Below are 23,758 nucleotides of genomic sequence, written 5' to 3' on the forward strand. Positions count from 1 at the left end.
CCCGGCGTGATGCGAGCGCACGACCGCCCGGGCCTGGCAAAGAGCGCGCGGCCGGCGCCGGCGCGGGAGGTGCGCACGGGCGGTCCATGCCCGCCGGCCCGCTCGGCAATCCCCTCGACGCGCCGGAACCCCCGATGTGCGCGCGCCGGGGGGTCTCCGGTACAGTTCTGTCTCGCAAGGGCGATTAGCTCAGTGGGAGAGCGCTCCGTTCACACCGGAGAGGTCACTGGTTCGAACCCAGTATCGCCCACGAGATGCAGGGGCCGTGTGTTCGCGGAAAGCGCGAACCGCGGCCTCTCGTCATTTCTGCTCAGGGGGCCGAGCCCCCTGAGACCCCGCGGTGCGGTGGTGGCGTGGCGTGCGTTGGGTGCGTGGCGTCGTCGGGTGGTGGCTACTCCTGATCGGGATTGTCCTGCTTCCCGGCTGAGCGCTGCCTAGTCGGAATCGTCGTCGCCTACGGTGGCCCTCCAGCGGATCCCCCAGCCGTCGACCAGGCGCTGCTCGACGGCTGGGGTGACGTGGCCGTAGATGCCGCGGACGCCGGGGAGGCGGTGTCCGAGAAGCGAGTATGGCGTCGATGCTCGGACCGAACCGCCGGTGGATCAGGGGCTATCGGGGCGTGAGGTGTGGTGTGGGCACCTCGACTCCTACTCTGCCGCAGGCCTGGAAGGTCTGGGTGATGAGAGTCAGGGAGGTGGGAAAGCCGGAGAGCACGTCGGTGGCATCGCGTTCGCCCGAGTCATGGACCTCGAACACGTCCCGGTAGGTGCTGCCGGTGCGGGCGAGATCGGGGTTGCCGGAGTTGGCGAGGAGGTCGGTCACCTCGCGCATCTCGGCGAGGCTGATCGTGGGTGGGTCGCCGGTTGCCGCGACGGTGGCGATGCGCCGGCAGGCGATGACGCCGGAGTCCTCCCGTGGATAGACCGCATACGCGACTGCCGTCGTCACCGTGAGGACACCGATGACGGTGGCACCGATCAGCAGGGCGGATCGGTGCCGAAGGAAGGGCGATCGGCCGTCGGTGATGTCGTGGGCGGTGGAGCTGTGCAGTGCTGGATCGTTCGCGTTCACGGCGCAGATTATGCACAGTGCCCGGACCAGGCCGTTGCCGGCGGATCGTTCGAGCGCCTGCATCTTGTAGGGAGCTATGGCGGGAGATGACGGACGGTGATGATCAACTCGATTCGTCCGTTCTGTGAATACGCTTTGTAATCCCTGTTTACTTCCTGGGTGTCGCCCTCTAAAGTCCCTGCGGCTGATCTTGATCACCGGGGGAGACCGCTGTGTCACGTGGCGTCATACTGCGCGTGTTTGGTTTGTCGTCGCGGCGCGGGTTCGCATTGCTGCTGTCCGGTGTGGTGGGTCTGTCGCTGCATCCGTTGCTGGCACAGCCCGCGTCAGCCCTCGCACTGAGGCCCGAAGTGGAGCGCGCCGCGGAGACCGGCGAGCGAGTCGAAGTGCTGTCGGAGCGCACCGAGTACTCACAGGTCTTCGCCGAGCCGTCGGGGCGGCTCGTGATGGAGTCCACGGTGGTGCCCAAGCATGTGCGGCACGCGGACGGCTCATGGTCGGAGACGGACCTGGATCTGTCAGTACGGCCGGACGGGACGGTGCGGCCCGGTGCGTCGGTCGCCGATGTGCGGTTCTCCGGTGGTGATGACGCGCCGATGGTGACGCTGGTCGACGCGGGGAAGACCCTGACGCTGTCGTGGCCGGGGGATCTGCCGGCGCCGGAGTTGAGCGGGGACTCCGCGACGTACCGTGGCGTGCTCCCGGATGTTGATCTGGTGCTGCGGGCGACATGGGGTGGCTTCACGCATGTGCTCGTGGTGCACACGCCGAAGGCGGCGGAGTCGGTCCGGTCGGTGACGATCGACGTCGGCGGTGACGCGTCGGTGACCGCGCTGCCGGACGGCGGGCTGCGGGCGGTCGCGGGCCGTACGGTGCTGGCGACCGCGGACGCGCCGACGATGTGGGATTCGGCGGCGCCGCCGCTTTCGTTGATGGCGCGGATGGCGGCCTCGGGTGTGCCGTCGTCGCCGGCCGGGCCGGGGGACGCGTCGAACACGGCGGCGGTGCGGACCGAGGTGACCGGACAGGGTGATCTGCGGCTGATCCCGGACGCGGACATGCTGGACGCGCCGGAGCAGCATTTCCCGCTGTTCATCGACCCAGCGTGGGACAAGAAGCCGGCGAAGTGGGCGTACGCGACGAACAATCAGGCCGACAACTACAGTGACCGGGCTCGGGTCGGCTACAACCCGGCGTCCAAGGCGTTGCACAGATCGTTCTTCAAGTTCATGACGACGGACCTGGCCGGGAAGTATGTGTACTCGGCGCGGGTGCAGATGAAGCTGGACCACTCGTGGTCGTGTGATCACACGCCGACGTCGATGTGGGTGTCGGATGCGATCAACGGCGCGCAGAAGAACGGCGACCGGGTGACGTGGTGGACGATCCTGCGCACCGGGCTGGTGGCAGCGTCCTCACACGCGAACGACGCCGGCGGTTGCGGCCCGGAGCAGCTGGACATGGTCGTGCAGTTCGACAACGCCGCGGTGAAAAACCAGGTGCAGTCGTTCGCGACCGGCCGGAAGACGGACATCACGTTCGGGTTCTGCGCGTGTGACCTCAGCGGCGCGATGGAGGGTTACGCGGTCCGCTGGAAGACGTTCTTCGCGGATGCCGCAGTCCTGGTGGTGGAGTACGACAGCATTCCGGGTACGCCGGAGCGGTTGATGGTCGAGCCGAACACCGACTGCAGTGTGCCGATCTCGACCGGGACGCTGACCCCGCGGTTGTACGCGCGGCTGCCGGACGCGGACACGACGCAGAAACTGACGGCGACGTTCCAGTGGAAGCAGATCCCGGCCGCGGGCCAGGTCAACGACGGCACATTCCCGGTGTCGACGTCGACGGTGGTGAACCAGTCCGCGAATGCGCAGGCCTCGCCGGTGCAGGTGACGATCCAGAACGGCAAGCGGTACGCGTTCCGGGTGCAGACGAAGGATCCGGCGCCGTACAACCAGTCGAGTCCGTGGTCGGGGTGGTGTGAGTTCTATCCGGACACGAGCGTGCCGGCTGAGCCGTCGGTGACGCGGACGTCGGGTGTGCCGGGGCCGGGTGGGGAGGCGGCGTTCACGATCAGCACGCCGTCGTTGGACGTGACGAAGTTCCGGTACGGGTGGAAGAACCCGCCGGACAAGGAGATCGCGGCGACGCTGGTGACGGCGGCGGACGGCAGCAAGTCGATGAGCGCGTCGGTGAAGCTGTCGACGGTGAAGTACGGCGAGAACATCTTCACCGCGTACGGCATCGACAACACGCTCAACAACGGTCGCGCGACCAGCATCAGTCTGATCGTGAGCGCACCGGCGGGCCCGATCGCCGGCTACGGTCTGCAGGTCTATCCGGGCGTCGACCAGACCGCGGCACTTCAGAACAGCGCCACGGCCGCCGGAGGCTCGCTCGCCGCAACGGATCTCACCTGGACCGACGACGTGCGGATCCTGGGCGGGAAGACGGCCACGTTCAGCGGCACCGCCACGCAGGGCGCGGTGGCCAGCGGTGTGGTCCTGGACACGACGAAGTCGTACTCGGTCGCGGCCTGGGTGCGGTTGACCGACCTGACCGTCACGTCGACGGCCATCGCGAAGGAGGCCCCGGCCGGGGCGTCCAGCCCGTTCCGGCTTCGGGCGCGCCCGCTGACCGCCGGCAACTCCTGGTGCCTGTTGATCCCGTCCACCACGGCCACGGCCGGTACCGAGGTGTGTTCGACCCGGCTCAACACGGTCAACCAGTGGACGCATGTCGCGGCCGGCTATGACAGCGCGGAAAAGCGGATCAAGGTCTGGGTCGACGGCGTCGAGACGTCGGCCGGGTTGAGCACGCCGACCACCAACACCAACCCGATCGTCATCGGACGCGGCCAGGACGCGGGCAGCACCGGCTCGGTCGAGCGCTTCCGCGGCAACATCGCCGACGTCAAAATTTTCAACCGCCTCGTGGTGGCAGACGACTTCACCGGCGCGACTGCGGTCCGCACCGCGGACGGAGAGATCGACGAACCCGGCTTCGTCGACTCGGTCGAGGTGGGGTACTGGACGTTCAACTCGGGATTCCCCTGCCGGGACGAGACGCGGCCGAACACGTGTGAAGCGCTGGCCGACGGCACGTTCCCCTCGCGTCTGGCGCTGACGACCGGCTCGGTCGTGGATGCGGGCCGCGACCAGGTGAGCCTGTACCTGGACGACAAGCCTGTCGACGAGACCTCGACCGTGGTGACCCGGGAATATGCGCGGTCGCAACGGAACGTCGGATCCGAGGACGAGCCGGTGTGGCAGGACACGCCGATCCTGAACACCGACCAGTCGTTCACGGTCGCGGCGTGGGTCAAACCCGACCAGGTCGGTACCGGTGTCCACACGGTCGTGTCGCAGGACGGCACAGATCGCACTCCGTTCACCCTGTCCCAGCGTCCGATCACCGTTGATGGCGTCCAGTCGGACTACTGGGCGTTCTCGATGTTGCCCGCGGCGGGCACCGGTGGAGATACCGTGCGGTCACTCCTCCCGGTCGACAGCGACGACACGGCGACGTGGACACATGTCGCGGCGGTGTACGACGCCGGTGGACGCACTCTCCGGCTGTACGTGAACGGTGTCCTTCAGGGCAGGACGACCAAGATTCTCACCGCCTGGCAGGCGTCCGGGCCGCTCATCGTCGGTGGATGCCTGTTCAACGGCGTGCGTACCGACCGGTGGTACGGCGGCATCGACGATGTGCACGCCTACCAGGGCGCGCTCAGCGACGCCCAGGTGAAGAACCTCTACTCGACCGAACTCGTCGCCGTCTCCGGCTGACGACACCGACTCCATACCCACCGCTGACGTGAGACGAACGAGGAGCAACGTGAGCAGGACCATCCAGCGGATGAGGGCGGTGCTGGCGGGCACGCTCGGCGGCGTCCTGGTGAGCACCCTGCTCGCCGTGCCACCGGCCGTCGCAGTTGAGCCGAAGCCAGTGCCGTTGCGGGGACAGGCAGACGAGGTCGACACTCGGGGCAGCGAGGTCACCGGCGTCCGTCCGGCCCAGCGCACGATCCCCGCGCTGGATCTGCCGCCGGTCGTCTGGCCGAAGGCAGGCTCGGCGCGAGCGGTGATTCGTGCCGGTGGCCGGGCCAAAGCGGGCGCGTTGCCGGTCAGCGTCGCCAAGGCGGCCGGCGCTGCGGGCGATCGCCTGCCCGAGGACATCACGGTCGAGGTCATCGACCGCGCGCGGACGCCGGAGCTCTGGCGCGACGGTGTGGTTCTTCGCGTCGGCGGAGCGGCCGGTACGACGACGGCCGGGACCGCAGCCGTCACGGTCGACTACAGCGGTTTCAAGCACGCGTACGGCGCTGACTGGGCGTCGCGTCTGCAGGTATGGCAGCTGCCGCAGTGTGCGCTGACCACGCCCGAGAGCAGCCGATGCACCGCCCGCCCGTTGCCGACCGTCAATGACACGGCCGCGTCGACCGTGTCCGCCGATGCGGTCGTGGAACCGATCGGCGGCACCGGTGCGGCGCTCACCCGTGAGCAGCGCGCCGGCGACGCGCCGGTGCCGACCGCGGCCGGAACCCTGCTGGCCGTGACGGCCGGTCCGTCCGGCCCCTCCGGTGACTTCGCGGCTACCTCGCTGTCGGCGTCCTCGACGTGGACGGCAGGCGGTAACTCCGGTTCGTTCAGCTGGTCCTACAACATCGAGAGCCCGCCGGTCGCGGCCGGGAAACCACCGACGGTCGGGATCTCCTACTCCTCGTCGAGCGTCGACGGACGCTCGTCGGCGTCGAACAACCAGCCCTCCTGGATCGGAGAGGGATTCGAGCTCGGCAGTGGGTTCATCGAGCGCGCCTACGTCCCGTGCCGGGAAGACATCGAAGGCGGGTCGAACAACACCAAAGACACGCTGACCGGTGACATGTGCTGGCGTACCGACAACGCCTCGATGAGCCTCAACGGATCCGCGACCGAGCTCGTCTACGAGGAGGGCAAGGGCTGGCACGGCCGATCGAGGGACGGCTCACGGATCGAGAAGCTCACCGGCGCGTCGAACGGCGCACTCAACGGTGAGCACTGGAAGGTGACCTCCACCGACGGCACCCAGTACTACTTCGGCCTGAACAACCTTCCCGGGCACAGCGCCGGAACGAGTTCCGCCTGGACCGTGCCCGTCTACGGCAACCACGCCGGCGAGCCCTGCCATCAGACCGGCTTCACCGACTCCGTCTGCGACCAGGCATATCGGTGGAATCTCGACTACGTCGTGGATATCCACGGCAACACCACCTCGTACTGGTACACCAAGGAACTCAACCAGTACGCGACCCGCGGCACCGACACCGAGAACGTCGACTACGTGCGGGGCGGCACGCTCGACCGGATCGACTACGGCACCTGGGACCGGGGCGCGAACGACCGTTCGACGGCCGCACGTGCACAGATCGACTTCGACACGGCTGACCGATGCATCAGCTCGGCCTGCTCCAGCCACGACGGCGAGACCTGGCCGGATGTGCCGTGGGACCAGGAATGCGTCACCACAGCCACCGAGTGCACCACCTACTCACCGACCTTCTGGTCGACCAAGCGGCTCAGCAAGGTGACTACCCGCGTCTGGGACCCGGCCAAGACGGGTGGCGCCGGTTGGCAGGACGTGGCGTCCTGGGCACTCACCCATAGCTTCCCGTCGCCGGGCGATGGCGGCGCCGCCGGCCTGTGGCTGTCCTCGATAGTCAAGACCGGCCTGGTCGGCGGCAGCATCGCGCTCCCGCCGGTCACGTTCGAGCCGGAGCCGATGCCGAACCGTGTGCTGACGAAGACGAACACCACCAACAGCTGGCAGCGGCTGTCGAAGGTGATCAACGAGACCGGCGCGACCACGCACGTGACCTACTCGCTGCCGGAATGCACCGCCTCGAACCTGCCGGCCACCTATCCGACCAACGGCATGCGCTGCTACCCGGTGCTCGGCCCGGACCCGGCAAGGCCCGGATACGACATGGTCGAGTGGTGGCACAAGTACGTGGTCACCTCTGTCACGGAGACCGACCTCCAGCTCAAGAACGGCGCCCAGTCGCCCCCGATGGTCACCAGTTACGAGTACGAGGGCAACCCTGCCTGGCACTTCGCCGACGACAACGGACTGGTCAGGAGCAACCGCAAGACCTGGAACCAGTGGCGCGGGTACGCGACCGTGGCGACCAGAGTCGGCGCCGGAAACGTCAAGTCGCTGACCCGCACCACCTTCCTGCGCGGCATGCACGGCGACCGCGCGTCCATGACCGGCGGCACCCGGACAGTCACCGTCAACGCCTCACTGGGCTCGGAGACGGTGTACGACGAGGACGCGTTCGCCGGCATGACCCGGGAGACCGTCACCTACAACGGCACCATCGACAAACCCATCTCCAAGAACGTCGACGTGCCGTGGCAGTCCCCGCCGACCGCATCCCGCACCATCAACGGGGACACGGTCACCGCCCGATACGTCGGCACCGCCGCCAGTTACACGGCTACCGCACTGGGCGTCGACGGATCACGCGGCTGGCGCACCACCCGCACCCGGACCACCACCGATCCCGTGTACGGCACCACCGTGTCCGTGCAGGACGACGGAGACCTCGCCATCACCGGTGACGAATCCTGCGTGACGAACACGTACAGCCGTAACACCGCCCGGAACCTCGTCAGCCTCCCCAAGCGGGTCGTCACCACCGCCCTGCCCTGTGGCGCCACGCCCGAGAGCGCCGATGACATCGTCAGCGACAGTCGTACCTACTACGACAAGGCAACCAGCGTCGACGCGGTGCCGGTGATCGGCGACGTCACCAAGGTCGAGCAGCTCAAGAACTGGACCAAGGCGGGCGGCACCGAGTTCGAAACCGTCAGCACCGCGTCGTTCGACGCGTTCGGCCGGGCCATGTCCAGCACGGACATCAAGGGCAACGCCACCACCACCGCCTACACCCCCGCCTCAGGCGGTCCCGTCACCAAGGTCACCACGACGAATCACCTCGGCTGGACCAGCAGCGTCGAGACCAACCCGTACTGGGGCAGCACCACCAGCACCATCGATCCCAACAACAAGGTCACCAGCACCGACTACGACCCGCTGGGCCGCGTGATCAGAGCATGGGACACCGGCTGGACCAAGACCGCCCACGCGAACGACCCGAGGGCACGCTTCTCCTACCACTACTCGGCCGATCGATCCGCGTACCCGTACATCAAGTCCGAGGTCCTGCACGCCGGCGGCGGATACACCACCACCTACACCATCCTCGACGGGCTTCTGCGTGAGCGGCAGATGCAGACGCCGGCCCTCGACGGCAGCGACGCGCGTGTCGTCACCGACACCCTGTACGACGAGTGGGGCCGGGTCGAGGCAACATACAGCGCACGTCAGAAGTTGGGCGTCGCGTCCGGGACTTTCTGGTACGACCATCCATGGTCCGTGCCCGCCGTGAACAAGACCGTCTACGATCTGGCCGGCCGCCCCACCAGCACTATTCTGCTCGCCCCCGAGGGTGACACGAACCAGGTCGAGAAGTGGCGTACCACCACCGTGCACGAGGGTGACCGCACCCTCGTCACGCCACCTCCCGGCGGTACCGCGACGACGACGATCACCGACGTCTACGGGCGCACCACCGAGCTGCGCACCCACACCACCGCGGCCGGCGTCGCGGGTGACTACACCGCCACGACGTATACGCACAACCGCAAGGGGCAACTGACCAAGGTCGTCGACGCCGGCAAGAACGAGTGGGTCTACACCTACGACATCAAGGGCCGCCAGACGACCGCAAAGGATCCCGACGCCGGCACGACCACTACCACGTACAACGCCTACGACGAGATTCAGAACGTCACCAATGGCGCCGGCGAGGTCGTGCACCACACCTACGACAGCCTCGGCCGGAAGACAGCGCTGCGGGACGACTCCGCGACCGGCGCGCTGCGCGCTGAATGGAAGTACGACGAGACCTACGGCGGCGACCTCTTCAAGGGACAGCTGACGGAGACGATCAGGTACGACGCGAGCAACTCGAAGGGCACCACGGCCGCCTATAAATGGCAGGCGCGCTTCTTCAACGACCGCTACCAGGTCACCAGCGCCAACTACGTCATTCCCTCCGTGGAGACCGGCGTCAGCGGGACCTGGGTCTTCGGCTACGGCCATTCCCCGTACAACGGAGAGGCTGTCAGCACCACGTATCCGCCTGCCGGCGGCCTCGCCAACGAAATGGTGACCACGACCTTCCACGAAGGTAGTGGCCTGCCGAACACGCTCAAAACGAGCCTGCCCTCCATCGGTACGTATGTCGTCAACCAGCTCTACACCGCCTACGGCGAACCCACCCTGGCCCGGCGGAAAATCGGGACCGGCGACTACATCGAGAACAACGTTCTCTACGACACCACCACCCGCCGAGTCACCGACACCACGGTCAAGCTGCAGAACGCGGTCACCGCGGTGGCCGACACCAGATACAAGCAGGACCCGGCCGGGAACATCCTCGCTGTCTCCGAAAAGCCCGGCACCGCCGACGCGGAGACGCAGTGCTTCACCTACGACGCGCTGCGGCGTATGACATCGGCGTGGACGCCGAAGGCCGGAATCGACTGCGGGAGCGCACCCTCCGTCGCCGATCTTGGTGGCCCGGCTCCGTACTGGACCGACTGGACCATCGACGACCTCGGCAACCGCACCAAGCAGGTCAGCCACAACCCCACCGGCGACACCGTCACGACCTACGGGTTCCCGGCCTCGGGCGCGAACGCGGTCCGGCCGCATGCGGTGACCAGCACGACCACGGTCGCTCCCGGCGCCGCACCAGTCACCCGCCCGTTCACCTACGACAGTGCCGGCAACACCGTCAGCCGGTACGGAACCTCCGCCAATCAGACTCTCACCTGGGACGCGGAAGGTCATCTAGCCAAGACCGTCGAGAACAGCGACACCCACACCTACGTCTACGACGCCGACGGCACCCGCCTGATCCGGCGCGATCTCACCGGCATCACCCTCTACCTTCCCGGCATGGAGGTCCGCCGGGCGACCGGCGCGACCACCAGCACCGCCACCCGCTACTACACCTTCGACGGATCCGTCGTCGCCTCCCGCACCGGCACCGCAATCGACAGCCTGTCCTGGGTTTACAACGACCACCACAACACCCAGAACCTCACCATCAACTCCGTCAGCCACGCCGTGACCGTCCGCCGCCAGACCCCGTACGGCGCCGACCGGGGAACACCGGTGACCTGGCCGAACGAGAAGACGTTCGTCGGCGGAGACAAAGACCGCACAGGCCTCATCCACATCGGCGCGCGAGAGTACGACGCAGGCCTCGGCCGCTTCATCTCCGTTGACCCGATCATGGACCTGGCCGACCCACAACAGTGGAACGGCTACGCCTACGCCAATAACAGCCCCATCACCTCCTCCGACCCCACCGGCCTGCGCACCGACTACTTCGACCCGTGCAACTGCAACGGCAAGCCGCCCACCCCGGCACCGGTCGCGCAGAACCCCTTGGACAGCCCCATCCCGATCGCTGTCCTACCTCAATGGGCGCAGGACGGCATCCGCTCGAACGTGATGTACAACGGCACCGAGCGCCTGAGCTGGCAGGAGGTCATCGATTGGTCCAAGATCAGCACCGACAACTGGATGTATCTCTGTCAGAGCGTGGGGGGTTCATACGAGCACTGCAGCACGCACCCCGAGATCGTGAATCGGCAGTCCACCAGTGACGCACTTCTGATAACTGGGTTCATCCTCGGTTCATTCGTCTGTACCGCCGCCATCGTTGCTTGCGTCAGGGGCATCGTCTCCATCGCCGATGAAGCGGCCGAATTCGCCGCCACGGGAAGTGCCATCTCGACGGGCCTGATCACTGCCGAGGTGGGCATCGCGGGAGGGGCCGGTCTGACCGCCGCAGGCGCCGCCGCAAAGCTTTTCTGCAGCTTCAGCGGCGACACCCGGGTCCTCATGGCAGACGGAAGCTCGAAAGAAATCGCGGACATCGAGGTTGGAGACGAGGTTGCTGCCAGTGACCCCGAAACCGGGGAAAGCGGCGCCCGGAAGGTCACGCATCTGTGGCCCCACCGCGATGATCTCGTTCTAGTGCGAATCGACGGCGAGGCCCTCAAGGCCACGGAGGATCACCTCGTCTGGAACGCCAGCGACCGTCAGTGGCAGAGGATGGACGAAGTCGATGCCGGCGACGCCCTCCTAACACCGAGTGGCCGACCCGCCATCCTCCAAGACATCGAGTACGGGTTCTCCTTCGGAGCGGCAGCCTACGACCTCACTGTCGATGGCCTCCACACGTACTATGTGCTCGCCGGCAACACACCCGTGCTGGTGCACAACGACGGAGGCGGCGGTCTCCAGGACAACATCCGGCTCTATGGCGATTACACGGCTCGGATGGACCAGTTCAATGTCCGCGGCCAGGCGTCGTTCGAAATCCACGTGTACCATCGAGGAACCGAAGTGGGTATTTACGGGAGTAATGGCTTCTTCAATAAGCACAACATCAATGCAAATGACGTGAATGTGCCGGACCAGGTGCACAATCGGCTCAAGGGAATTGCGGTAGATCAGATGCGTAAAATTGGGCAGATTCCGGCTGACGCGAATATCAAGGGCGATGCCTGGAAGCGCCCGATGATCGGGTCGAGCGGTGGTGGATGCTGATGCGATTCGTGCGTGTTGAATCAGGCCAAGGCGCGTGGTCTGCAACGGCTCTTGATCCTGGACCGTACCTTGAAGTGCTCGATGACCTGCTGCCACAGTTGCCTGACGGGGCGCGTGCCTTCGCTTCGGACGCAGATCATTACGACTTCACTGCTTCCCGATGTGTGAAGGATCTGACTGTCAAAGCCATTTCATTGCGAGAGGCGGGGCAAGCCCGGGTTGGTGCTGTGATTGAGTTCGAGCCGAATCGGTTCAAGCACGATGGGCCGCTGACGATTGTCTACGATGGTGTTCAAAATTTCACCATGGAGGTGGATGAAATGAATTCCACCACGCGCATTTGGCCCGAAAGTCGACGCTTGGGAAGTGTTCAGTTGGACGAGATAGTTCCTAGCGCCGTCGGCTGCCGCCACGAGATAAGAATGACTGGCGGCGTCGTTATTATCGACTGTGCTGACTTGCGCGCGTCATGGGCCGAGTCCTCAATCGACGTGACGGATTACGATCAAGATCATGCTCAGTGAGGTGGTTCGAGCAATGAGTTGACTACTGACGGTTGCATGGTGCGTCCGTGTTCGGTATGCAGGATGACCAGTGCGGCAGCGACGGTCTTCCCGATCCGCCATGGGTCGAGGCTGACGTTGCGCAGGGCCCGGAATGTCATCTCGGGCAGGGCATTTGGCGCGTTCACCGACCGCGCGCAGGCTGTTGTGGGCCTCGTTGAACTGCTGCTCAACCAGCAGCAGTCCGCCGTTCTTCGGTCGTTCGAACGCGACCGTGACCGTGTCGGCCAGGCCTTCGTACCCGAGGTCGCCGAGACTCCGCACCGCCGGTCACTCAGCGTCAGTCACCGTTACGCAGAATGGCTCAATTTCATGTGAGTCCGCCCTCAGGTCGATGTTGCTGACGGGGTGGGAGCACTGTCGTGGTGGACGCGGGCAGTGCGGCGGGTACGGTGCGTTCGCTGCTCCCCGAAGTCGTGATCAGCCGGGGAGCGGAATGGGTGCCGCTACCGGTTGTAGGCGGTGTCGGACAGCGTGAACGGCGGCGAGTAGCTGTCTGCCACCACGGTATTACTGAGTTTGCGCTGGTCGGCGCCGGTCCTGGACCGCGTTCACACCGGAGAGGTCACTGGTTCGAACCCAGTATCGCCCACCCGATACAGAGGCCGTGTGCTCGCGTAAATCGCGACCGCGGCCTCTTGTCATATCCGCTCCGAGGGCCGAGCCCCCGGAAACCCCGCGGTGCGGCGAGTGCTCACCGTGGAGTCGTTGCGGTGGGCCGTTGGCTCGGCCGGCTTCGAGCCCGTCTTCTCCGTCGCTCTGCGGACAGTCGCAGGCCGTTCCAGAGCAAGGGGAGGGTGGCTCTTCGCGACCTGCGGTCTCGAACCCCATGCTTCAACGCCGCACAGTGCACTCGCCGAAGGCCGCACCATGTGCGGATCTCGTCCGACGTCTACCACCGGCGAGGTGCGTCTCCCGGGGCGACGCGGCTCAGGAACGGTAGGAATGTCGCTACAGCGGCGCGGGGGCGCGGACTGCGGCGACCACCAGGTTGTCGGGCAGATTCGCCCGGAACCACCATGTCCGACATGCCGTACGGCGGGGCGGCCGGCGCGGCCGTGGCCGGCGCGGCGAGCGCGATCGTGGTGGTGCAGGCCACCGTCAGGGCGGCGAGTGCGGGCCGCATCAGTTGTCCTCCTCGAGCGGTGGCAGCGGCGTCGTGCCGCGCAGCTTGCCGAGCACCTCCGTGGGGACGGGCTTGCCGAGCAGCTCGCAGCTGAGCGCGTCCTCGGCGGCCAGCGCGAGGCGGAGGTAGCGCCGCGCGTCGCCGCCGGGTGAGATCGTGGTGTCGCTGACCGCCGTGCGGCGCCCGTCGGCCGTGGTCACCGCGGTGCTGTGGTGGCCGTTCGTGTCGCCGCCGTGACCCCGGACCACACCGCACGGCGTGTCCTTGCGCATCAGGCCCAGGCCGTGATCGCCGAGGATCTGGAACGCGGCCGGGATCGGCGCGGTGGTTTTCATCTCGGCGAGCTGCCGCTCCGACATCAGTTTCCCGCTCAGCAGCGCGGCGAAGAACCGCGCCCGGTCCCGCTGGTCGGAGACGACCGCGCCGGCCGCGCCGGCCCAGGTGAGCGACCAGCCGGTGGCGTCGATGTAGGTCGGCTCCGGACCGGAATAGATGATCGTGTAGCCGTGGGCGTAGCCGCGACCGGTGTCGACCGCGCGCGGGTGGGCGAGGTAGGTGCGCCGCAGGCCCCGGCTGCCTCACCGCCGATGGTGCGGCCAGTACCACCATCGCAGGGTAATCGAGGCGTGACGTTGCGCATTGATCGGCGCACTCCTATATTCGCCGGTAGGGCGGGTGAGGTGGGGGGACGACGATGACGACGGTCAACCGGTGTGTACGGCTGGGGCTGGTGGCACTGCTCGTCACCGGGTGCGGTGGGGTGGGTGGCGCCGGCGGCGGGGACGGCGCCGGGGTGACGCTGACGATGATGGGCTTCGGTACCGGGGACGAGATCGCGCGCACCCGGTTCGACGCGGCGAACGCGCGCATCGCACCGGCCACCGCGACGGCGGCCGAGGGCAGCTTCGACGCGCAGCAGTTCCTGTCCGCGGTCGCCTCCGGGCAGCCACCGGACCTCGTCTACATGGAGCGGCGGCTGCTCGGCACGTACGCGTCGAAGGGCGCGCTGATGCCGCTCGGCGACTGCGTGGCGCGCGAGGGGATCGACGTGGCGGCGTTCCGGCCGGCCGCGGTCGCGGAGGCGACGCTGCGCGGGCAGCTGTACGGGCTGCCGGACTTCTACAACAACCGGGTCCTGATGATCAACGATGCGGTGGCGGGGGAGGCCGGACTGGCCACGGACGACTGGGACGCGCTGGCGGCGAGCGCCGAACGGCTGACCGTGATCGAGGCGGGGAAACTGCGGCGGATCGGGTTCGACCCGAAGATCCCGGAGTTCCTGCCGATGTGGGCGCGGGCGAACGGCGCCGAACTGGTCAGCGCGGACGGGCGGACCGCGCAACTGGACGATCCGAAGGTCGCCGAGGCGCTGGAGTTCACGGTCGGGCTGATCCGGGCGCAGGGCGGCTGGGCCGCGTTCAAGTCGTTCCGGGACACGTTCGACTTCTTCGGCGCGAGGAACCAGTTCGCCGGTGGGCAGCTGGGCGCGTTCCTGATGGAGGACTTCTACCTGAACGTGCTGGCGGAGAACTCGCCGGGGACGGCCGTGACGGTGGCGCCGTTCCGCGGGCGGGACGGGAAGCCGGTCGACTGGATCACCGGGAACGCGTGGGCGATCCCGGCCGGCGGCGCGCACCAGGAGCAGGCATGCCGGTGGATCGCCACGATGACGGCGAGCGACACGTGGATCGCGGCGGCCCGGGCGCGGGCGGCGGCGCGGGCGGCCGCGGGCAAGCCGTACGCCGGGACGTTCACCGGCAACGTCCGCGCGGACGAGGTGATCTTCCGGGACGTGGTGCGGCCGAACGCCGCGGTGCGGACCGTGCTGGAGACGCAGGAGTCCGGGTTCTCGCTGCCGGCGATGGCGGCCGGCGAGGAGTTCAAGGCGGCCTGGCAGAACGCGGTCAACCGGGTGCTGGACGGGCGGCAGTCACCGGCGGAGGCGCTGGCGCAGGCTCAGCAACAGGCGCAGGCCGCACTGGACGAGGCGAACCGCGGCGGCTGAGATGGCACGCCGGGACACCTGGGCCGCGTACGGCTTCCTGTCGCCCTGGATCATCGGTTTTCTGGTCTTCCTGGCCGGGCCGATGGTCGCCAGCCTGGTGCTGTCGTTCACCGACTACGACGCGCTGACCGGCACCGAGTTCGTCGGCGCGGACAACTACCGCACGCTGCTCGGCGACCCCCGGGTGCGGACCAGCCTCGGCAACACGCTGCTCTACACGGCGCTGCACGTACCGGTGACCATGGTGGTGTCGCTCGCGCTGGCGCTGCTGCTGCACCGCGCCGGGCGCCGTTCCGCCGGGTTCTTCCGGACCGTCTTCTACCTGCCCACGGTCACCCCCAAGGTGGCGGTCGGCGTGCTCTTCCTGCTGCTCTTCAACGGGCAGTCCGGGCTGGTCAACCGCACGCTCGGGCTGGTCGGGCTGGACGGCCCGGACTGGACCGTGGACCCGTCCTGGATCAAGCCGGGCCTGGTGCTGATGGGCGCGTGGAGCCTGGGCAGCACCGTGATCATCTACCTGGCCGCGCTTCAGGACGTGCCCCGGGACCTGCACGAGGCGGCGCAGATGGACGGCGCGTCCGCGTGGCGGCGGTTCCGGGCGGTGACCGTGCCGGCGATCAGCGGCGCGCTGTTCTTCACCCTGATCATCAACACGATCAGCTCGCTGCAGACGTTCGACGAGGTCTACACCGCGTTCTACGGCAGTGCCAACCAGCAGACGTACGGCAGCGACGCCGCGCTGTTCTACGTCGTCTACCTCTTCCAGCAGGCGTTCCAGTTCCTGCACATCGGGTACGCGTCCGCGCTCGCCTGGCTGCTCTTCCTGATCATCATGGTGGTCACGCTGGTCCAGGTCCGGCTGAGCCGCCGCTTCGTCCACTACGGGGGTGGCTGATGGCACGTCGCTGGCCGATCTGGACCGGGCTGGCCCTGGCCGCGGTCGTCTTCACGTACCCGTTCGCCTGGCTGGTCAGCGCGTCGCTGAAGCCACGGCCGGACGTGTTCGACAACGCGCTGATCCCGCGCGAGTGGGCGCCGGAGAACTACGTGACCATCTGGTCCGTCGCGCCGGTGCTGACCTGGCTGACGAACAGCGTGGTGGTCGCGCTGGCCGCCGCGGGCACCGTGACGGTCTCCAGCGCGATCGTGGCGTTCGGCTTCGCCTACTTCCGCTTCCCCGGACGGAACGCGCTGTTCGCGCTGGTCGTCGGCACGATGATGCTGCCCGGCGCGGTGACCATGATCCCGGCGTACCTGATCTGGAACGAGCTCGGCCTGGCCGCCACGCAGGTGCCGCTCTGGGCGCAGAACCTGTTCGGCAGCGCGTTCTACATCTTCCTGATCCGGCAGTTCTTCCTCGGCGTGCCGCGCGAGCTGTTCGAGGCCGCGCGCGTCGACGGCGCCGGCTACTGGCGGCTGTTCTGGCGGATCGCGGTGCCGCTCTGCCGTCCCGCGCTGATCGTCGCGTTCGTGTTCGAGCTGCGGGCCAGCTGGTCCGACCTGCTGCGGCCGCTGATCTACCTGCGTGACCCGGCGCTGTTCACCATGCCGCGCGGGATGAAGGCGATCCTCGACCAGTTCGGCCAGGCCGGCGAGGCGCGCTGGGAGGTGGTGCTGGCCGGCGCGGTGCTCACCACCGTACCGATGATCATTGCGTTCCTGCTCTGCCAGCGGTATTTCATCGAGGGCGTCGCCACACAGGGCCGCAAGGGGTGAATCTTGCGAACGCTGTGCACACTGGTGCGGTGCAGCTCGCGATCGACCTCGGTACGTCGACCACCGTCACCATGTCCGGCGCGCCGCCGCAGCCGCTGATCATGGATTCCGCCGTCGCGGTCACCGCGGACGGCACCATGCTGACCGGCGCGGACGCGCTCGCGGCGGAGACCGTCGAGCGGCACCCGAAGCTCCGGGTCGCGGACGGTGTGATCCGGGCCGGCGGACGCGAACTCCCGGTCGGCTACACGCTCGGCGCGATCCTGTACGCCGCCGGCGCCGGCGGCCGCGCGGTCACGCTCACCCATCCGGCCGCCTGGGGCCCGGCACAGCTCGCGGCGCTGACCGAGGCCGCGGCCTGGGCTCAGATCTCCACGGTACGGCTGGTGCCCGAGCCGGTCGCGGCCGCGCACCACCTGCTCACCACGCTCGGGCGGCCGGTGCCCGACCTCGCCGTCTACGACCTGGGCGCCGGGACCTTCGACGTCACGGTGATCCGGTCCGGCCCGGCCGGCCCGGCGATCGTGGCCACGGACGGGCTGGCCGACGTGTCCGGGCTGCACCTGGACGCGATCGTGGTCGGCATCGCCCAGCGACTCACCGCGGGTACGTCGCCGGACGTGTGGTCGCGGCTGACCCACCCGCGGACGGCCGACGACCGCCGGGCGCAGCGCGACCTGTGGGACGCCGCACGCGCGGTCAAGGAGCAGTTGTCCACGCAGCCGGCCGGCTGGCTGCGGGTGCCGATGCTGCCCGCGCCGGTGGAGATCGGCCGCGCGGCCTTCGAGGCGGAGGCGACGCCGCTGCTGGAACGCACGGTCGCGCTGACCGCGCAGACCATGCAGCGATCCGGGGTACGCGTGGCCGCGGTGCTGCCGGTCGGCGGCGGCGCCCGCATGCCACTGGTGGCGTCGCTGCTGCACCGGGCGCTCGGGATCGAGCCGATCACGCTGGAGACGCCGGAACTGGTGGTGGCACACGGCGCGCTGGCCATGCCGTGGCCGGAAGTGGCCACCGCGGTGCCGCCGGTTGCTGTGGCGTCGCCGGTCCCGGCAGCGCCGCCGGGGTCGGAGGCTCCGGCCGCTACGGCAGCATCGGTGGATTCGGTTGCGCCCGAGGATTTCGGGCCTCCGGCCGCTTCTGCCATGTCGGCCACTCCGATCGTGCCGGCTGCTCCGGTCGTGCAGGCCACTCCGGAGGTGCCGGTCGCGCCGGTGGTTCCGGCTGCGCCGGTGGGCGCGGGGCCGCCGGCCGTTCCGGCTGCCGCGCCTCTGCCGGCTGATGGGCAGCAGCCCTTTCCACCGACCTCATGGCAGCAGCCGGTTTCGGGTCCCTGGCAGCCGGCGCCCGATCCGTGGCAGCAGTCCGTGCCGGGACCCTGGCAGCAGCCCGCGCCGACCGCATGGCAGCAGCCGGTTTCGGGTCCCTGGCAGCCGGCGCCGAATCCCTGGCAGCAGCCCGCGTTGTGGCCGGCCGCGCCGTGGCAACCGGTGCCGGGATATCCGCGGATCGAGACGATCGAGATCGCGACCGGTGCCGGTACCGGGATCACCCTGCGCTGGATCGACCGGGAGCCGGACGAGGACGGCCGCGGCGGCACGCACGAGGAGCCGCGGTTCCTCGCCGCCGGCGGCCGTGTCCAGGTGTTCGGCACCGCGGACGGGCTGCTCGCCTACCTGCACGGCGACGCCGCGCACGACCTGTGCGACCGGCCGGGCTGGGCCGGGTTCGTCCGCTGGGTCACGCCGCCGGTGCTGTTCCCGGCGCCGGAACACCGCTACGAACTGGACCTGGTCACCGACAACCTGGCCGGTGGCCGGGACGCCTGGATCCCGCGGTTGCTGCTCGGCGCCGGCACGATCGCGCGAGACCTCTCGTACGCACTGGATCTGGACGTGTGGACGCTGCTGGCCCCCGGATCGCTGCTGGACGACTTCGACGAGGCGTTGCGCCGCAACAGCCGGTGGAAACTGCGCGGCTTCGACCCGGCGCTGTTGATCCAGCACTGGCAGCAGGTGATCGACGAACTCGACGACGCCATCGAACACCGCCCCTGACGCTGCCCGAACGGGATGGCGGTGGCGACCGGGATCGCGGGACAGGCGTTCCGGCGCGGTGCACTCGAGCTGACCTTCCTCGGGCTGATCGTGGCGTTGCTGGTGGTCACCGCGGGCTGGCTCGCCGAGCGCCGGCGGCTGGGCGCACCGGCGCGGCCGATCCGGGTGCGCGGGCCGTACACCGCGGGCGGCTGATCATCGAGTTGGCCGGGGACCGCCACGAGCTGGATCCGGACGGGAATCCCATCCCGTACGGCTAATGAGCCTCACCACGGACGGAGTACCGATATGGACCTCGACGATCCTCGACGGTTGGCCTGGATCCACGGCACCCTGATCCGTGCGGTGGCGCGGCTGGCGTTGGACGCGGACGGGCAGCGTGCCTACCTGGAGGCGATCGGCACCGCCGGCCTCGCGGACGAGCTGGCGCTGGAGCTGGGCGAGGCGGCACTGCTGATGGACCAGCTCGAGGACGCCGGCTGGGTCTCCGAGGCCGACGCCGCGCTCGTCCGGCGGATCGGCGCCCTGCTGGACGCGATGGGCGGTGCGCTGTGGGATCCGGGCGTGCTGGCCACGGCCCCGGAGTGGGCGGCCGTGCGTGCGGCGGCGCGGCGGTTCATCTTCCGCACCGAGGGTGTCGTGCGCGTCCCGCAGCGCTGAGCGGCGGGACGCGTACGGCGGCGCGGTCAGTGGTCGGCGGCCGATGCGAGCGCGGGTTCGGCCGGGGCCGGGACGGTGGTCTCGGTGACGGAGACCGGTGCCGCGGTCTTCCGGCGACGGGCGAGCAGCCAGCGGACCAGCTCGATGGTGACCGTGAGGGCGATCGCCATGCCGAGCGCGAAGAGCACGCCGAGCAGTTTGTTCTCCTCGAAGGCCTTGCCGCCCAGGAAGCCGATCAGGCCGGAGTAGAGCGCCCAGGAGGTCACGGCGAGCGCGTCGTAGGCGGCGAACCGGCCCCGCGGGTAGCCGCACGCGCCCATGGTGAGCGTGGCGGCGGTGCGGCCGCCCGGGATGTAGCGGGCGATCACCAGCAGCACGCCGCCGCGCCGGTCCAGTGCGGCCTTGGCCCAGTCGAAGGCGGCGCGGCGGCGGCCGGTGGCGGGCAGGCGCCGGGCCAGGCCGGTCGAGTGGCCGATCTGGTAGGAGATGTGGTCACCGCAGAACGCACCGGCCGCGGCGGCCACGATGACGAGCGCGAGGTTCGGTTCGCCGGAGACGGCGAAGACGCCTGCGGTGATCACCATGGTCTCGCCGGGTACGGCCGGGAAGAACGCGTCCAGCAGGGCTACCCCGAAAAGGGCCAGGTAGACCCACGGGGACGTCACCGCGGCCTCCAGCAACTCAATCATGCCGTCGACGCTATGAAGCACCATGGGTCTCCCACATCCGGCGAAAGTCAGACTCCGACCCGGAGATTGGCTCAGGGATATGTACAGCCGATGACGTCCGGCTGGCCGTCGAGAATCCGCCAGGCCTGGAGTCGGGCCAGGTTGAGGTCGGTCCAGCCGTCGGGGTTTCTCCCCAGGTCCGCGGCGATGCCGGACAGCAGGCAGCCGCGCAGCGCGGCCGGGGCGTCGGCCAGCTCCGGCACCGCGTCCGCGGACAGCTGCCGCAGGTACGCGGTGTCGATCCGGTCCTCGTTCAGGTTGTGCCGGGCGATCAGCGCGTCCGGGTTCACCGCGACCAGCGCGAGCAGCGCCAGCACGGCGGTGCCGAGCACGGCGCGGGGCAGCCAGCGGGCGCGCAGCCGGATGCCGGCGACCAGCACCAGCACGAAGACCACGCCGAGCCAGATCTCGCAGGTGAACACCAGCACGCGCAGCCGGGTCAGGCCGTAGACGTCCGCGTACAGCGTCATCCGGGACAGCGCGGACGCGACGATCAGCAGCGTCAGGCCGGCCAGCGCGCCGAGCAGCACGCGGACCAGGACCCGGTCGGTGCCGGACGCGCGCGGCGCGGTGAGCGCGGCCACGCCGAGCACGACCAGTGTCAGGCCGGTGACGACCAGCAGCTGCCAGAAGCCGGACCGGGCGTACTCGGCGTAGGTCAGCCCGGCCGTGGCCAGCACGTGCTCCGCGCCGCCGAACAGCACGGTCGCCTGCACCAGCACGAACGCGCCGAAGAGCAGGTCAAGGGCCACGACCGGGAGCAGCCATTCGGTACGGCGGACCGGCCGGCGCAGCGGCTCGTCCAGATCCGCGGTGGCGGGCGGCGCGGCCCGGATGAACGCCAGCGCGCCGAGCAGCAGCACCAGCACGGGGAACAGCACCAGCACGCGGGCCCCGACCACGCCGTCCAGCTCCGGCAGGGACGCGCTTATCAGCTCCTCGAACGCGGCGTCCGCGGAGACGAAGAGCCCGCCGAACACGATCAGGAGCGCCGCGGTGAGCAGGATCGGCAGCGCCAGGCGCGGCGAGTCCGCGGTCCGGCCGCGCCGGAGCGTGCGGACGCCGCGGACCAGCCACGGCACCGCCCGGGCCGCGGCGGCCGGCATGATCGCGAGTAGGTGGGCCAGCGCCCGGACGGACTGGCCGCCGCCGGCCGCCAGCACGGCGGTGAGCAGCGCGGTCAGCACGCAGAGCGCGAACAGCCAGCCGGCCGCGCGGATCGTGCCGGCGCCGAGCAGCAGCACGGTGGCGACGGCCCAGAGGTAGCGGTCGGCGCGGAGGCCGGGGCCGGTGGCCGGCAGCGTGACGCGGGCCGGCGGCATGGTGGGGCGGAGCCGCACGCGGCCCGCGACCACGAGCGCGGCGGTGGCGGCGAGCGCGGTGAGCAGCCAGCCCAGGCCGGGGCGGCTCAGGTTCAGCGTGCCCGCCCCGATCGCGGCCGCGACCAGCAGCGCGACCACGGCGGCCGGCGCGGCGGGCGCGTCCGGTCCGAGCCAGCGGTCCGGGAACTGCGACGGCCAGGGACCGTGCACCAGCAGCTGGGTGTGCACCGGCGGTCCGGGCCGCGCCGCCGGCGGCGCACCGCCCGGCGCCGGCCGGACGGCGGCGTCCGCCGGTGCCGGTGCGGCCGCCGGTGGCGGCGGAGCCGGCGAGGCGGGTCCGGCCGCCGGTGGCACGGGAACCGAGCCGGCCGTAACCGAGTCGGCCGGAGCCGGGCCGGGCGAGCCGGCCGGTGACGGAACGACGGCGGCGGGCGCGGCCGGTGTCTCGGCCGGCGGTGCGGGGACCGGCCGGTCGGAGCTGTCCGGCCGGGGGCCGGGCGGCGGGGCAGTGGTCATGGCGGAACTCCCGGGGTGAGGGTGGTGCGGGCGCGCGGCGACGGCCACCCGAGCGGGACGCGGGCAGGCCGTGGCGACGCGGTACTCATAGAAGTGACGTGACCGGAGGCGGCGTACGTACCGGTGAATCGGGTTTTGCCGTCATCAATGTCCGGCGGGGAGCCGGACCTGGACGTGCGCGCCGGTCATCGGGTCGCCCGGGCCCGGGTCGACGACCGCGATGCTGCCGTGGTGCAACTGCACCACCCAGCGGGCGATCGCCAGCCCGAGCCCGGTCCCCCCACCGGTCGCGCGTTCACCGCGGGTGAAGCGTTCGAAGACGCGTTCCCGCTCCGCGACCGGGATGCCGCTGCCCTGGTCGGCGACGGCGAAGCGCACGTCGTCGCCGTCGAGCGCGGCGCGCAGCCGGATCGCACCGCCGGCCGGGCTGTGCCGGGCCGCGTTGTCCAGCAGGTTCGCGAAGAGCTGGTGCAGGCGCTCGGGGTCGCCGCCGAGCGTGAGGTCCGGGTCCGCGTCCAGCTGGATCGGCACCGACGGGTGGTTGACCTGTGCCTCCGCGACCACGTCCGGCAGGAAGTCGTCGAGCGCGATCTCGACGCGCTTCATCGGCACGATGCCGGCGTCCAGGCGGGAGAGGTCGAGCAGCTCCGCGACGAGTTTGCCGAGGCGTTCGGTCTGGGCGAGCGCGGTGCGCATGGTGGCCGGCTCCGGCTCGGCGACGCCGTCGACGATGTTCTCCAGCACGCCGCGCAGCGCGGTGATCGGCGTGCGCAGTTCGTGCGAGACGTTCGCGATCAGCTCGCGACGCTGCCGGTCGGCCGCGGCGAGATCCGCGGCCATCACGTTGAACGCGGCGGCCAGCTCGCCGACCTCGTCCCGGGAGTTCGTGTGCACCCGGCGGGTGTAGTCGCCGCGCGCCATGTGCCGGGCCGCGTCCGTCATCTCGCGCAGCGGCACGGTCGCGCCGTGCGCCGCGATCTGCAGCGTGAGCAGCGCGAGCGCGACCGCGGACGCGATGAACGCGACGTTCAGCGGGATCCACTCCAGCGAGTACCAGAGGACGAGCAGGCCGACGCCGCCGGCCAGGCCGAGCGCGAGGGACAGCTTCGCCTTGATCGAGCGGACCGGGTCGAGCGGGCGGGGGAGCCGGCCGAGCAGCTTCTCCACCGTGTCCATCACCGGGCGGACCGGGGGCCGGGCGCGCAACCAGCTGCCGGCCCGGTAGATCCGGTCCAGGACCAGCGAGCCGAACCGGATGATCCATGGCAGGTTGCTCTCCGGGCGGCCACGCACCGTGTTCACCGGGCGGCTCCGGGC

Annotated in this window: 15 protein-coding genes and 1 tRNA gene; 11 read left to right on the top strand and 5 right to left on the bottom strand. The window is 69.5% G+C overall.

Features of this window, described 5'->3' with window-relative positions; translation table 11 throughout:
- Nucleotides 1-178 precede the first annotated feature (178 nt).
- Nucleotides 179-250, top strand: a tRNA-Val gene (locus tag J2S44_RS28270).
- Nucleotides 251-609: 359 nt separating this feature from the next.
- Here J2S44_RS28270 and J2S44_RS28275 read toward each other — a convergent pair.
- A complete protein-coding gene (locus tag J2S44_RS28275) occupies nt 610-1,071 on the bottom strand; it encodes a hypothetical protein (RefSeq protein WP_310420096.1) in 462 nt (153 codons plus the stop codon).
- Between the two features lie 350 nt (nt 1,072-1,421).
- On the opposite strand from J2S44_RS28275, the gene J2S44_RS28280 reads away from it, so the two are divergent.
- From J2S44_RS28280 to J2S44_RS28295, 4 genes are all read left to right on the top strand, one after another.
- A complete protein-coding gene (locus J2S44_RS28280; protein WP_310420098.1) occupies nt 1,422-4,862 on the top strand; it encodes a LamG-like jellyroll fold domain-containing protein in 3,441 nt (1,146 codons plus the stop codon).
- A 49-nt stretch (nt 4,863-4,911) separates the two neighbouring features.
- Nucleotides 4,912-11,748 (top strand): RHS repeat-associated core domain-containing protein, encoded by a 6,837-nt coding sequence (locus J2S44_RS28285; RefSeq protein WP_310420100.1) that lies wholly within the window; start codon nt 4,912-4,914, stop codon nt 11,746-11,748.
- Nucleotides 11,742-12,272, top strand: a complete 531-nt coding sequence (locus J2S44_RS28290) for a hypothetical protein (protein ID WP_310420102.1) — start codon at nt 11,742-11,744, stop codon at nt 12,270-12,272. The genes J2S44_RS28285 and J2S44_RS28290 overlap by 7 nt, the downstream gene beginning before the upstream one ends.
- Nucleotides 12,273-12,335: 63 nt before the next feature.
- Nucleotides 12,336-12,629: a hypothetical protein gene (locus tag J2S44_RS28295; RefSeq protein WP_310430165.1), complete on the top strand. Its 294-nt coding sequence runs from the start codon at nt 12,336-12,338 to the stop codon at nt 12,627-12,629.
- Between the two features lie 807 nt (nt 12,630-13,436).
- On the opposite strand, the gene J2S44_RS42975 is transcribed toward J2S44_RS28295, so the two are convergent.
- The gene (locus tag J2S44_RS42975; RefSeq protein ID WP_374728024.1) at nt 13,437-14,003 is read right to left on the bottom strand and encodes a serine hydrolase; all 567 of its coding nucleotides are present in this window, start codon (nt 14,001-14,003) and stop codon (nt 13,437-13,439) included.
- Nucleotides 14,004-14,131: 128 nt separating this feature from the next.
- Here J2S44_RS42975 and J2S44_RS28310 point away from each other — a divergent pair, with 128 nt between their 5' ends.
- The 6 genes from J2S44_RS28310 to J2S44_RS28335 all read left to right on the top strand — a co-directional run bounded on the left by J2S44_RS28310 (nt 14,132) and on the right by J2S44_RS28335 (nt 19,875).
- Nucleotides 14,132-15,442, top strand: coding sequence for an ABC transporter substrate-binding protein (locus J2S44_RS28310; protein WP_310420109.1), 1,311 nt, complete (start codon nt 14,132-14,134; stop codon nt 15,440-15,442).
- A 1-nt stretch (nt 15,443) separates the two neighbouring features.
- Nucleotides 15,444-16,337, top strand: a complete 894-nt coding sequence (locus J2S44_RS28315; protein WP_310420111.1) for a carbohydrate ABC transporter permease — start codon at nt 15,444-15,446, stop codon at nt 16,335-16,337.
- Nucleotides 16,337-17,158 carry a carbohydrate ABC transporter permease gene (locus tag J2S44_RS28320; protein WP_310420113.1) on the top strand — a complete coding sequence of 274 codons (822 nt, stop codon included), beginning with the start codon at nt 16,337-16,339 and terminating at the stop codon, nt 17,156-17,158. The genes J2S44_RS28315 and J2S44_RS28320 overlap by 1 nt, the downstream gene beginning before the upstream one ends.
- A 29-nt stretch (nt 17,159-17,187) precedes the next feature.
- A complete protein-coding gene (locus J2S44_RS28325) occupies nt 17,188-19,215 on the top strand; it encodes an Hsp70 family protein (protein WP_310420115.1) in 2,028 nt (675 codons plus the stop codon).
- Nucleotides 19,216-19,236: 21 nt separating this feature from the next.
- Nucleotides 19,237-19,410: a hypothetical protein gene (locus J2S44_RS28330; protein WP_310420117.1), complete on the top strand. Its 174-nt coding sequence runs from the start codon at nt 19,237-19,239 to the stop codon at nt 19,408-19,410.
- Between the two features lie 93 nt (nt 19,411-19,503).
- Entirely contained in the window at nt 19,504-19,875 is a 372-nt protein-coding gene (locus J2S44_RS28335; protein ID WP_310420119.1) for a hypothetical protein, read from the top strand.
- Between the two features lie 26 nt (nt 19,876-19,901).
- On the opposite strand, the gene J2S44_RS28340 is transcribed toward J2S44_RS28335, so the two are convergent.
- The 3 genes from J2S44_RS28340 to J2S44_RS28350 all read right to left on the bottom strand — a co-directional run bounded on the left by J2S44_RS28340 (nt 19,902) and on the right by J2S44_RS28350 (nt 23,743).
- Nucleotides 19,902-20,564: a DedA family protein gene (locus tag J2S44_RS28340; protein WP_310420121.1), complete on the bottom strand. Its 663-nt coding sequence runs from the start codon at nt 20,562-20,564 to the stop codon at nt 19,902-19,904.
- Between the two features lie 71 nt (nt 20,565-20,635).
- Nucleotides 20,636-22,441, bottom strand: a complete 1,806-nt coding sequence (locus J2S44_RS28345; RefSeq protein ID WP_310420123.1) for a DUF4153 domain-containing protein — start codon at nt 22,439-22,441, stop codon at nt 20,636-20,638.
- 144 nt (nt 22,442-22,585) lie between these two features.
- Nucleotides 22,586-23,743 (bottom strand): HAMP domain-containing sensor histidine kinase, encoded by a 1,158-nt coding sequence (locus tag J2S44_RS28350; RefSeq protein WP_374727914.1) that lies wholly within the window; start codon nt 23,741-23,743, stop codon nt 22,586-22,588.
- Nucleotides 23,744-23,758: the final 15 nt, after the last annotated feature.

Origin of the sequence: Catenuloplanes niger (genome assembly GCF_031458255.1) — a bacterium.
In the GTDB taxonomy this organism is placed as follows: domain Bacteria; phylum Actinomycetota; class Actinomycetes; order Mycobacteriales; family Micromonosporaceae; genus Catenuloplanes; species Catenuloplanes niger.

What these genes read in the sequence shown, in the direction of transcription:
- J2S44_RS28290 (WP_310420102.1), top strand. Translation starts at nt 11,742, where the DNA reads ATGCTGATGCGATTCGTGCGTGTTGAATCAGGCCAAGGCGCGTGGTCT.
- J2S44_RS28295 (WP_310430165.1), top strand. Translation starts at nt 12,336, where the DNA reads ATGACCAGTGCGGCAGCGACGGTCTTCCCGATCCGCCATGGGTCGAGG.
- J2S44_RS28310 (WP_310420109.1), top strand. Translation starts at nt 14,132, where the DNA reads ATGACGACGGTCAACCGGTGTGTACGGCTGGGGCTGGTGGCACTGCTC.
- J2S44_RS28315 (WP_310420111.1), top strand. Translation starts at nt 15,444, where the DNA reads ATGGCACGCCGGGACACCTGGGCCGCGTACGGCTTCCTGTCGCCCTGG.
- J2S44_RS28320 (WP_310420113.1), top strand. Translation starts at nt 16,337, where the DNA reads ATGGCACGTCGCTGGCCGATCTGGACCGGGCTGGCCCTGGCCGCGGTC.
- J2S44_RS28335 (WP_310420119.1), top strand. Translation starts at nt 19,504, where the DNA reads ATGGACCTCGACGATCCTCGACGGTTGGCCTGGATCCACGGCACCCTG.
- J2S44_RS28340 (WP_310420121.1), bottom strand. Translation starts at nt 20,564, where the DNA reads ATGATTGAGTTGCTGGAGGCCGCGGTGACGTCCCCGTGGGTCTACCTG.
- J2S44_RS28345 (WP_310420123.1), bottom strand. Translation starts at nt 22,441, where the DNA reads ATGACCACTGCCCCGCCGCCCGGCCCCCGGCCGGACAGCTCCGACCGG.